The organism is Flavobacterium sp., assembly GCF_039916025.1.
Classification (GTDB): Bacteria; Bacteroidota; Bacteroidia; order Flavobacteriales; family Flavobacteriaceae; genus Flavobacterium.
Genome location: NZ_JBDSMB010000129.1, coordinates 1 through 11,745 on the forward strand (window position 1 = coordinate 1; position 11,745 = coordinate 11,745).

Below are 11,745 nucleotides of genomic sequence, written 5' to 3' on the forward strand. Positions count from 1 at the left end.
ACTAAAATCTAATTCCAAATATAACAAAATTCTTCAATTGAAAGAATGTCTTTGCAATATCTCTACAATAATACAAAACTTATTTGGCAGACATCTTTTTTCTTTTCTCTTTTTCTTGTGCATCAACTACAGCAACCGCTACCATATTTACCATTTCTTCTACGCTTGCACCCAGTTGAAAAACGTGAACTGCTTTTTCCATTCCCAACATAATTGGTCCAATCGAATCAACTTGATCCAATTCTTTTAAAAGCTTATAGGTAATATTTGCCGATTCTAAATTGGGGAAAATCAAGGTGTTGACTTTCTTTCCGGCCAATTTCGAAAAAGGAAACTTAGCTTTCAGCATTTCCGGGTTTAAAGCAAAATCAGATTGAATTTCTCCATCTACAACTAAATCCGGATAATAATTATGTAAATATGCCACTGCCTGTCTCACTTTATTAGCGCTTTCATGTTGTGATGAACCAAAATTTGAGAAAGAAACCATAGCTATTACTGGTTCCATTCCAAACATTCTAACTGTTTTGGCAGTCATCAAGGCTATTTTTGCCAATTCATCCGCAGTCGGATTTGGATTGATTGCGGTATCTGATAAAAACATTGGACCACGATTCGTCATCATCATATTTGTCGTAGCAATCAACGTAATGCCTGGTGCTTTACCTATCAATTGCATCAATGGTTTTACTGTCGAAGGATAACTTCTGGAATATCCTGAAACCATGGCATCAGCATCGCCTTCGTTGACCATCATTGCGGCAAAATAATTACGTTCACGCATCCATTTTTGAGCATCGAGCAACGAAATTCCTCTTCGTTGTCTTGACTTCCAATAGAGGTTGGCATATTTCATTCTTCGCTCGTCTTCTTCCTTATCTTTTGGATCAAAAATAGGCACATCAGCATCAAAACCTAATTCCTCTTTTAGTTCCAAAATCAATTCTTTATTCCCTAAAAGTATTGGTTGGGCAATCCCTTCTTCATATGCAATTTGTGCTGCCTTCAATACATCCAAATGATCTGCTTCGGCAAAAACCACTCGTTTTGGATCCGTTTTTGCGCGGTTGGTTAGCAAACGAACCATTTTGTTATCAGAACCTAAACGCTCTAATAATTCTTCTTCATATTTCTCCCAATCGGTAATTGGCTGAAGAGAAACTCCAGATTCTATTGCTGCTTTTGCCACCGCTAACGGAACTCTTGCAATTAATCTTGGGTCAAATGGTTTCGGAATAATGTACTCTTTACCAAAATTTAATTTGGTTTCGCCATAAGCAATATTTACTTGTTCAGGAACGGATTCTTTGGCCAATTCAGCTAGAGCAATAACCGCTGCTTTTTTCATTTCTTCATTAATCTTGGTGGCTCTGACATCTAATGCGCCGCGGAAAATATATGGAAACCCAAGTACGTTATTCACTTGGTTAGGATGGTCAGAACGACCTGTTGCCATGATAATATCTCTTCTGGTTTTGATGGCCAAATCATAATTAATTTCCGGATTTGGATTTGCCATTGCAAATACAATTGGATTTTTTGCCATTCCCAATAACATGTCTGGAGTTACAATATCTCCAGTAGACAATCCAACGAAAACATCAACTCCGACCATTGCTTCGAGCAACGATGGAAAGCCTTTATCTGTAGCATATTTTCTTTGTTCTTTCGAAATTTTCGGGTCGTCTTTTTTAAGTGCACCTTTGCTGTTAAACATCACTATGTTTCCTTGCTTCACGCCAAAAGAAACATACAGATTTGCACACGCAATAGCTGCTGAACCAGCGCCGGAAATAACCATTTTTACTTCATCCATTTTCTTCCCGGCCAATTCAACTGCATTCAACAAAGCTGCTGCAGAAATAATAGCTGTTCCGTGTTGGTCATCGTGCATTACAGGAATATTCAGCTCTTCAACCAAGCGTCTTTCAATTTCAAAAGATTCCGGTGCTTTAATATCTTCCAGATTGATTCCACCAAATGTTGGCGCGATATTTTTAACGGTTTCGATAAATGCATCAATGTCTTTTGTTCCCACTTCAATATCAAAAACATCAATATCAGCGAAGATTTTGAACAACAATGCCTTTCCTTCCATCACTGGTTTTGAAGCTTCAGGACCAATGTCTCCAAGTCCTAAAACCGCGGTTCCATTACTAATTACGGCAACCAAATTTCCTTTGGAAGTATATTTATAAACGTTGTTTACATCTTTGGCAATTTCCAAACAAGGCTCGGCAACACCAGGAGAATAGGCCAATGACAAATCTCTTTGGGTTGCATATTTTTTTGTCGGTACGACTTTAATTTTTCCGGGTGTAGGTTTTGCGTGGTATAAAAGCGCTTCTCTTCGTTTACTATCTTTATGCATGGTCTTTATTTTGATAACTACAAAGGTAGAAGACTGAATGTAAAAAGGAAATTTTTAGGTGTTTCTTTTGTAAAGAAATTTATTTTAAAAATTTAATGTTTCGCTGCAATCCTTCAAGCTTTGTTCTTTTTACTGCAGAGTTTTTAAAGACTTGTTTAAAAGTGTCTTCTGTAATTTCTTCCCAGTCTTTTTTTGTAAAGGATAATAACTCCGGATTTGGGCTAAACAAAGGCTCGTTGTGAGATTTTGAAAAACGATTCCACGGGCAAACATCCTGGCAGACATCGCAACCAAACATCCAATCATCCATTTTACCTTTCATTTCCAATGGAATATTTTCTTTGAGTTCGATGGTGAAATAAGAAATACATTTGCTTCCATCAACAACATAAGGCGATACAATTGCTTCAGTTGGGCAGGCATCAATACAAGCAGTGCAGGTTCCACAATGGTCGGTTGTTGCATAATCATATTCCAGATCTAAATCGACAACCAATTCGGCAATAAAATAAAATGAGCCAACCTGCTGCGTCAATAAATTACTGTTTTTTCCAATCCAGCCCAAACCGCTTTTGGCGGCCCAGGCTTTATCTAAAACCGGTGCCGAATCGACGAATGCTCTTCCGGAAACTTCTCCGATTTCTGTTTGAATGGTATCTAAAAGCTCTCTTAGTTTTTCTTTTATGACAAAATGATAATCTTGTCCGTAAGCGTATTTTGAAATTTTATAACTGTCGGTATTTTGTGTATCGGAAGGATAATAATTCAATAAAAGAGAAATCACACTTTTAGCGTCGTCAACCAATAAAGTTGGATTCAGACGCTTATCAAAATGATTTTGCATATACTTCATCTCGCCGTGTTGATTTTGGTTTAGCCAATGTTCTAATCGCGGTGCTTCTTCTTCCAAAAAACCGGCTTTTGAAATTCCACAAGACAAAAACCCTAGGCGTTTTGCCTCGGCTTTAATTAGTTTGGAGTAATCGTTTTTTTTAGAATCCGCTTTCATCTTTTTGAAAAAGTTACCGCTGCGCCAACAGGTTTTAAAGTAATCAACGGATTTATCCGGATGTCTTTTGCAGCAGAAATTACCTTGTATTTTTTTACAATATGAGAAAGCACGAGACTCATTTCATACATCGCAAATCCAAGTCCGATGCACATTCTTGGGCCAGCGCCAAACGGATAAAAATATTTATACGACTCTTTTTTTTGGTCACCAAGAAATCTATTAGGATTGAATTCTTCAGGATTATCCCAGTATTTTGGATTGCGGTGCAATTCGTAAAAGGAAACTCCAATTAGTGTTTTGTCTTTTATATGATATCCCAACAAATTATCATCTTCGATATTTTCTCTATCGGTAATCCAGGCTGGTGGGTACAAACGCATCGATTCATTTATAACAGCATTCGTATACGTCATTTTCTGAAGCTGCTCAACGAGATCAGCTGTTTGCGATTCAATTTCGATTAATTCATCGAATATTTTCTGTTGAATTTCAGGATGGTTTCCTAAAAGATGCAGTGTAAAAGTCATTGCGTTTGCCGAGGTTTCATGCCCAGCAATAAACAGAATCTTGATTTCGTCTATCAATTGCTGCGTTGACATTCCTTCGCCCGTATCTTCATAACGGGTTTCGAGAAGCATGTCGAGTAAATCATTTTGTTTTGTGTTAGATTTTAAGCGTTCTTCTACAATTTCCTTAATGATGGCATCACTTTCTAACGCTAATTCCTGATGTTTTTTTATCTGACCGCTGATTTTAAACCAAAACGCTTTGTATGGCAACCGGATTTCCTTGATTAGAAATTCCTGGACTTTAGTTATGATTATTTTTAGCCGGTTTAATTTTTCTTCACTGGCAGATATGTGAAACAGCGATTTTGCCACCACATTAAAAGCCAGTTGATTCATAATTGGGAATAATGCAACTGATTTTTCTTCGGGTAGATTTTGCAATTCTGCGACTATAGTCTGTTCCATGTTTTGAACCAGCTGATTCATTTTTTGTTTGTGAAAAGCAGGTTGGATTAGACGTCGCTGCTTTAACCAAAAATCGCCATTAGCAGTTAACAAACCTTTGCCCAAATATTTGGAAATGAATTTGGTTTGCAATTCTGATTTTTGATAGTTCTTTTGATTTTTCTGAAGAATATATTCCGCGACTTCGTTATCTCTTGACAGGATTACATGTTTGGTTTTACCAATTTTTAATGAAAAAGTATCTCCAAACTGGTCAAAGTATTTTTTGTGAAACGGAATTGGGTTTTTACGGATGCTTTCTGCCTTTAATAAAAACCTAACTATCGAAAGTTGTTTTGGATAATTGTATTTTTTATTTTCTGACATAAATATATTTTAAAAAAGTCCGCCCTGAATATTGGTTTTGATTTTTCCCAAATGTTTATACGCTTTCTCGGTAACTTCTCTTCCGCGTGGCGTTCTGATGATAAACCCTTCCTGAATTAAGAATGGTTCGTACACTTCTTCAATGGTTTCTCCACTTTCAGAAACAGCAGTCGCCAACGTTGATAATCCAACTGGTCCGCCTTTGAATTTATCGATAATCGTGTTTAGAATTTTATTGTCCATTTCGTCCAAACCATGTGCATCAACATGCAATGATTTCAGTGCGAAACGAGCAATTTCGATATCTATTTTTCCGTTGCCTTTTATTTGGGCAAAGTCACGAACACGACGCAACAATGCATTGGCAATACGAGGTGTTCCTCTGCTTCTTCCTGCAATTTCTATAGCAGCTTCCATCGTGATTGGCATTTTTAAAATGCTTGAACTACGTTGGACAATTGTGGTTAAAAGTTCTGTGTTATAATATTGTAGTCTGCTTTGAATTCCAAAACGGGCACGCATTGGCGCGGTCAATAATCCGGAACGCGTTGTTGCACCAACAAGTGTAAACGGATTTAAAGTGATTTGAACTGTACGAGCATTTGGCCCGGATTCAATCATAATATCAATTTTGAAGTCTTCCATCGCGGAATATAAATATTCTTCAACAACCGGACTTAAACGATGGATTTCGTCTATGAACAACACATCTCTTTCTTCAAGATTGGTAAGCAGTCCGGCTAAATCTCCTGGCTTGTCTAAAACTGGTCCGGAAGTGATTTTGATTCCAACGCCTAATTCGGCAGCTAAGATATTTGCCAAAGTAGTTTTCCCTAATCCTGGCGGACCATGAAACAACGTATGATCAAGCGCTTCACTTCTTTGATTTGCGGCTTCAACGAATATTTTTAGGTTATCCAACACCTGCTCCTGTCCTGTAAAATCATCAAATGATAATGGTCTTAACTTTTTTTCGAGGTCAAGTTCTTCGGGATTAAAATTGGAATTGGTTGGATCAAGATTTTCGTTCATATTACAAATATATAACAAAGTTGGGTGCAAATAAAAATGCCTTTCGGTCGGAAAGGCATTTTTATATTTTATAGTAATGAATTAGTGGTGTAGTTGTTCTTCACCTGGTTTCATTGGTACATCCTGAGGAACGAAATCTTCATCCCATCCTGGTTTGCTATAATCATATGGCCATCTGTGTACGTGAGGAATTTCACCTTCCCAGTTACCGTGGATATGTTTAATTGGTGCTGTCCATTCTAATGTATTAGATCTCCATGGATTTTGAACAGTTTTCTTACCGTAGAAAATACTACTGAAGAAGTTGTATAGGAATACCAATTGGAAAACTCCACCAACCAAAGCAAAACATGTGATGATTACATTCACATTTTGCAAATCGTCAAATAATGGGAAGTTTGTATTCGTATAATATCTTCTTGGTAAACCGGCCATTCCGATAAAGTGCATTGGGAAGAAAACTCCATAAGCACAAGTTGCCGTTACCCAGAAGTGGACGTATCCTAAGTTTTTGTTCAACATTCTTCCGAACATTTTTGGGAACCAGTGATAGATTCCGGCAAACATTCCGTAAAGTGCTGAAATACCCATTACTAAGTGGAAGTGAGCTACAACGAAATACGTATCGTGAACGTTGATATCCAAAGTACTGTCTCCAAGAATGATTCCAGTTAAACCTCCAGTGATGAAAGTAGAAACCAATCCGATAGAGAACAACATCGCAGGATTTAACTGCAGGTTACCTTTCCATAAAGTTGTGATATAATTAAATGCTTTTACTGCAGATGGAATCGCAATCAATAAGGTTGTGAAAGTAAACACAGAACCAAGGAATGGATTCATTCCTGAGATAAACATGTGGTGACCCCAAACGATAGTTGACAAGAAAGCAATTGCAATAATTGACATGATCATCGCTCTGTAACCAAAGATTGGCTTACGGGAGTTTGTTGCAATAACTTCAGATGTAATACCTAATGCAGGTAATAATACGATATAAACTTCAGGGTGTCCTAAGAACCAGAATAAGTGTTCGAACAATACAGGAGAACCACCTTGATAATGTAAAACTTCACCAGCAATATAGATATCAGACAAGAAGAATGAAGTTCCGAAACTTCTATCCATGATTAACATCAACGCTGCAGAAAGTAATACTGGGAAAGATATTACTCCGATAATAGCTGTAATAAAGAAAGCCCAAATTGTAAGTGGCAATCTTGTCATTGACATTCCTTTTGTTCTTAAATTGATTACCGTTACGATATAATTCAATGAACCTAATAAAGAAGCTGCGATGAAGATAGCCATTGAAACTAACCATAAAGTCATACCCATTCCTGAACCGGAAATAGCCTGTGGCAAGGCACTTAATGGTGGATAAATTGTCCAACCTGCATTGGCTGGTCCAGATTCAACGAATAATGAACAAATCATTACAACACTTGAAATGAAGAATAACCAATAGGAAATCATGTTCAGAACTCCCGATGCCATATCTCTAGCTCCAATTTGTAGTGGAATCAATAAGTTACTAAAAGTACCACTCAGAGCCGCCGTAAGTACAAAAAATACCATTATGGTTCCGTGTATCGTAACTAAAGACAAGTAGATTTCATTTGACATTACTCCGTTTGGAGCAAATTTATCTCCCAAAAGGAAATTAAATATCTTGAATGATTCTTCAGGCCAGGCGATTTGCATTCTGAAAAGCATTGACATTCCAACACCAACAATACCCATGATGATACCTGTAATCAAATATTGTTTGGCAATCATTTTGTGGTCAATACTAAATATGTATTTAGTAATGAACGTGTCTTTATGGTGGTGTTCGTGTTCGTCGTGACCGTGATCGTGATTGTGAGCTTCTGCTGACATATTAGGTAAACTTTAAATTTTATAAATTATTTCGCTTCTGCATGAGCAACTACAGTAGTGTCTTTGCTTGTTACAGTTGTTGAATCCTTTGTTTCTGTTGCCGGAGCTTCAGCTGCTTTTGCTTCTGCTGCTGCAGTTTTAACGGCTAATACAATAGTTTTTGGCGCATTTTCTTTTAACCATGCTTTGTATTCTTCTGGTGTGTCAACAACAATTTTCATTTGCATATTGTAATGAGATGCACCGCAAATTTTGTTACACAATAATATATAATCAAATGTGTAAGGATCAAGTGCCGGTTCACCTTTGGCAACTAAATCAACGCTTTTCTTAGCTCTGATGTTATTGATATTGGCAACCTTTTCAATCATAGCTGGCTTATCTCTCATTTCTGCTGTAGTCAATGTTGGAATGAATGAGAAATTAGTTACCATTCCCGGAACACAGTTCATTTGTGCTCTAAAGTGTGGCATGTAAGCTGAGTGCAATACGTCCTGAGAACGCATTTTGAAAATAATTCTTGTTCCTTTTGGAATATGTAATTCCGAAGAAGTAAAATCATCCTGTGCATTTGGATCTGATAAATCAACTCCTAAATTATTTACACCTTCAATATATCTTACGTTAGCTTTTCCAAGAACATCATCAGCTCCGGAATATCTTGCTTCCCATTTGAATTGTTGCGCATAAAGTTCAATAACAATTGCATCTTTATGGTCTTTCTCATCAACAAACATAATGTTTGTCCAGGCATACAATCCGTAAAGGATTAATACCGCCAAAACGATAGCCGGGATGATACTCCAGATAAATTCTAATTTGTTACTGTCTGCAAAATATAGTGCTTTCTGTCCTTGTCTACCTCTGTATTTAAAAGCAAAATAGTGTAACAATGCCTGAGTGATAGTTTGCACTACGAATATAAGAACCATAGTGATAACCATAAGATTATCTAATAATGGTCCATGCTCAGATGCAGCATCGCTCATCAAAGGGAATTTTCCATAATACACAAGACACCAGATAGTCGTCAGGTAAATGAAAACAAGAAAACCAAACATCAGGTAACCGTTAACTTTATTATCATTATCATTTGCGACTTGAGTGTCGTTAACGCTTGCGCCAACTTGAGTTAAGTCGAATATCTTTGTTAACTGCCATAAGGCAACTGCCAATAAAACTACAACTATAAGTACCAAAAGAGTTGTCATTTGTAATTTACTTTAAATATTAATAATGAAAATGTTTACTTTCTTCGATGAAAGGATTTCGTTTTGGAAGCAATGGTGCTTTTGTCAAAGCACTGAATACTACAAAAATGAACAATCCAAAGAAAAATAATAGTGCTGATATTTCAGGAATTCCGATAAACCATCTGTCACCAACTGTTCCCGGCATAATCATATTGAAGAAATCGATATAATGTCCAACCAATATTACGATACCACCCATAACTACAATCCAGTAAATACGTTTGAAATCGCTGTTGACTAAAAGTAAAATTGGGAATACAAAGTTCATGAAAAACGCACCAAAGAATGGCAGGTTATACATTTCTATCCTTGTTTTGAAATACGTGACTTCTTCCGGGATGTTAGCATACCAAATCAACATAAATTGTGAAAACCATAAGTAAGTCCAGAAAACACTGAATCCAAACATGAATTTAGATAAATCGTGAATATGGCTCGAATTTACATTTTCTAAATATCCTTTAGATTTTAAATAAATGGTTACCAATTGAATTACTGTTACACCACTCACAACGAAACTTGCAAAAACATACCATCCGAAAAGTGTACTGAACCAGTGAGGATCAATAGACATAATCCAATCCCAAGACATGATAGATTCAGAAACGATAAAGAATACCAGGAATGCCGCAGACATTTTGAAATTCTTTTTGTAGAAAATATTATCGCTTGCTTCGTCTTGAGCCAAACAATTTTTTCTTGATAAATAACGGTATAAATTCCAACCTAATAAGAATATTGCTGCTCTTGAAATCCAAAAAGCAAAATTCAAATATCCTGATTTACCTGCTATTATTTCGTCATAATTTGGGCTATTCGGGTCAGTAACTCCTTCTTTCATCCATACAAACAAGTGGTTGACATGAAATCCTGATAACAATAGAAATACAAAAAAGATAACTGATATTACCGGTAAATAAGCTGTAATTCCCTGCATGACTCTGAACAATACCGGAGACCAGCCTGCCTGAGCTACTTGTTGGATACCATAGAATGCTAAAACACCCATTGTTATTAACAGGAAAAATATACATGCAACATATAATGCTGCCCATGGTTTATTTTGTAATTGATGAAAAACGTGTTCTACATGCTCTTCGTGTTCTGCTTTAGCTTCTGCTGGAGATTTTACTTCTCCATGAGCTGCTACTGCTTCGTGTCCACCTTCATGGTGTCCTTCTTCAGCTTTCAGAATTGTCTCAACATCCTGAATAGTTTTTGGTGCTACATAAAAACCAACACCAATACCTAAAACTCCTAAAAGCATTAAGATGAAAGAAAAAGTTTTTAATTTACTTGAAAAGGTATACATATCTATAACAATCAGTTTGTTTTACAATTATAATTTGCTTTTAAGTTCAAGAACATACGCTGCAATCATCCAACGTTCTTGTTGACTCAATTGATTCGCATAAGAACCCATTGAATTTAGTCCGTATGTTTCAACATGGAAAATACTACCTACAGAAACTTGTCTGTCTTTATAATTTGGTATACCAAGGAATTTTTGTTGTTTAACTAACTTTCCTTGTCCATCACCAGCTGTTCCGTGACAAATGGCACAATAAATACCAAATAATTCTTCTGCTTTTTTCATATCTACTGCTGTAGAATCAAGCGGTGAAGTTGTAATTGTTTTAGAGAAGTTATATCCTTCTGTGGTATTCGGAATTCCGTAAGGAACAAATCCTCTTTTGATTGATCCATCCGGTGGAAGTTGTCCAACTTTCCCTTTTAATCCTGTTGGAGAATTGAAAGCATCCGACTCTGCATTAGTTTCATAAGCCGTTGATTCGTACATATTTGGCATGTATTGGTAGTTCGGTTTCGAATTATCTTTACAAGACGAAAAGGAAACAACGACACCTAATACAAATGCTATTTTAAATAAACTTTTCATATCTATATTAATGCTTATCAATTTCAACTACTTTAACTTCTACTGCGCCTGTGTTCATCAAGAACATCATCAATTCGTCTTCATTGTTTTTTACAGAAACCTCCATTAAGAAGTGGTCATCTGTTGTTCTGACATCTGGGTTTTCAGCTTGTTTGAATGGCCATAATCTACTTCTCATATAAAAAGTGATAACCATTAAATGCGCTGCAAAAAATACTGTCAACTCAAACATAATTGGTACGAAAGCCGGCATATTCTGATAGTAAGCAAAACTTGGTTTTCCTCCAATATCCTGTGGCCAATCCTGAATCATAACATAATTCATCAATGTTGTGGCAACAGTTAAACCAATGCAACCATAAATAAAGGAGCAAATAGCTAATCGTGTTGGAGCAAGTCCCATTGCTTTATCCAAACCATGCACAGGGAACGGTGTAAAAACTTCTTCAATATGATGATGAGCGGCTCTCGTTTTGTGAACTGCGTGCATCAATACATCATCATCATTGTATATTGCGTGTATAACTTTATTACTACTCATAGCAATTATTAATGTTTATCTGAATGATTGTGATCTCCTGCTTCTCTTTGTCTCTTATAATTTTCTCCTGATGATTTCAAGATTGTTTTAACCTCTGCCTGAGCAATCACTGGGAAAGTTCGAGCATATAAAAGGAATAACACAAAGAAGAAACCTATCGTTCCAATAAAAATTCCAATATCTACAAATGTTGGTTGGAACATCGTCCATGATGATGGAAGATAATCTCTGTGCAATGAGGTAACGATAATTACGAAACGCTCAAACCACATACCGATGTTTACCACAATCGAGATAATGAAAGAGAACATAATACTTGTTCTTAATTTCTTGAACCACATAAACTGTGGAGAAAATACATTACATGTCATCATCGACCAGTATGCCCACCAGTAAGGTCCGGTAGCTCTGTTCA

9 protein-coding genes and 1 pseudogene are annotated in these 11,745 nt (G+C 36.5%); all 10 read right to left on the reverse strand.

Features of this window, described 5'->3' with window-relative positions; genetic code table 11:
- Nucleotides 1-79: 79 nt before the first annotated feature.
- Nucleotides 80-2,371 (reverse strand): NADP-dependent malic enzyme, encoded by a 2,292-nt coding sequence (locus tag ABIQ27_RS09315; RefSeq protein WP_348033609.1) that lies wholly within the window; start codon nt 2,369-2,371, stop codon nt 80-82.
- 79 nt (nt 2,372-2,450) lie between these two features.
- Entirely contained in the window at nt 2,451-3,380 is a 930-nt protein-coding gene (gene queG / locus ABIQ27_RS09320) for a tRNA epoxyqueuosine(34) reductase QueG (RefSeq protein WP_348033610.1), read from the reverse strand.
- On the reverse strand, nt 3,377-4,723 hold the full coding sequence (locus tag ABIQ27_RS09325; protein ID WP_348033611.1) for a cytochrome P450: 1,347 nt from the start codon (nt 4,721-4,723) through the stop codon (nt 3,377-3,379). The genes queG and ABIQ27_RS09325 overlap by 4 nt, the downstream gene beginning before the upstream one ends.
- Before the next feature lie 9 nt (nt 4,724-4,732).
- Nucleotides 4,733-5,755, reverse strand: coding sequence for a Holliday junction branch migration DNA helicase RuvB (gene ruvB, locus ABIQ27_RS09330; protein ID WP_348033612.1), 1,023 nt, complete (start codon nt 5,753-5,755; stop codon nt 4,733-4,735).
- Between the two features lie 81 nt (nt 5,756-5,836).
- Nucleotides 5,837-7,636 (reverse strand): cbb3-type cytochrome c oxidase subunit I, encoded by a 1,800-nt coding sequence (locus tag ABIQ27_RS09335; RefSeq protein ID WP_348033613.1) that lies wholly within the window; start codon nt 7,634-7,636, stop codon nt 5,837-5,839.
- A gap of 26 nt (nt 7,637-7,662) precedes the next feature.
- Nucleotides 7,663-8,847, reverse strand: coding sequence for a cytochrome c oxidase subunit II (locus tag ABIQ27_RS09340; RefSeq protein ID WP_348033614.1), 1,185 nt, complete (start codon nt 8,845-8,847; stop codon nt 7,663-7,665).
- 19 nt (nt 8,848-8,866) lie between these two features.
- Entirely contained in the window at nt 8,867-10,201 is a 1,335-nt protein-coding gene (locus ABIQ27_RS09345; RefSeq protein ID WP_348033615.1) for a quinol:cytochrome C oxidoreductase, read from the reverse strand.
- A 27-nt stretch (nt 10,202-10,228) separates the two neighbouring features.
- Nucleotides 10,229-10,789, reverse strand: a complete 561-nt coding sequence (locus tag ABIQ27_RS09350; RefSeq protein ID WP_348033616.1) for a cytochrome c — start codon at nt 10,787-10,789, stop codon at nt 10,229-10,231.
- Nucleotides 10,790-10,796: 7 nt separating this feature from the next.
- Entirely contained in the window at nt 10,797-11,330 is a 534-nt protein-coding gene (locus ABIQ27_RS09355; RefSeq protein ID WP_348033617.1) for a DUF3341 domain-containing protein, read from the reverse strand.
- 8 nt (nt 11,331-11,338) lie between these two features.
- Nucleotides 11,339-11,745: pseudogene (locus ABIQ27_RS09360) on the reverse strand (hydrogenase); the annotation flags it as partial.

Excerpts from the sequence above, each read along its gene's own strand:
- ABIQ27_RS09345 (WP_348033615.1), bottom strand. The coding sequence starts at position 10,201 with ATGTATACCTTTTCAAGTAAATTAAAAACTTTTTCTTTCATCTTAATG.
- queG (WP_348033610.1), bottom strand. The coding sequence starts at position 3,380 with ATGAAAGCGGATTCTAAAAAAAACGATTACTCCAAACTAATTAAAGCC.
- ABIQ27_RS09355 (WP_348033617.1), bottom strand. The coding sequence starts at position 11,330 with ATGAGTAGTAATAAAGTTATACACGCAATATACAATGATGATGATGTA.
- ruvB (WP_348033612.1), bottom strand. The coding sequence starts at position 5,755 with ATGAACGAAAATCTTGATCCAACCAATTCCAATTTTAATCCCGAAGAA.
- ABIQ27_RS09350 (WP_348033616.1), bottom strand. The coding sequence starts at position 10,789 with ATGAAAAGTTTATTTAAAATAGCATTTGTATTAGGTGTCGTTGTTTCC.
- ABIQ27_RS09325 (WP_348033611.1), bottom strand. The coding sequence starts at position 4,723 with ATGTCAGAAAATAAAAAATACAATTATCCAAAACAACTTTCGATAGTT.
- ABIQ27_RS09315 (WP_348033609.1), bottom strand. The coding sequence starts at position 2,371 with ATGCATAAAGATAGTAAACGAAGAGAAGCGCTTTTATACCACGCAAAA.
- ABIQ27_RS09340 (WP_348033614.1), bottom strand. The coding sequence starts at position 8,847 with ATGACAACTCTTTTGGTACTTATAGTTGTAGTTTTATTGGCAGTTGCC.
- ABIQ27_RS09335 (WP_348033613.1), bottom strand. The coding sequence starts at position 7,636 with ATGTCAGCAGAAGCTCACAATCACGATCACGGTCACGACGAACACGAA.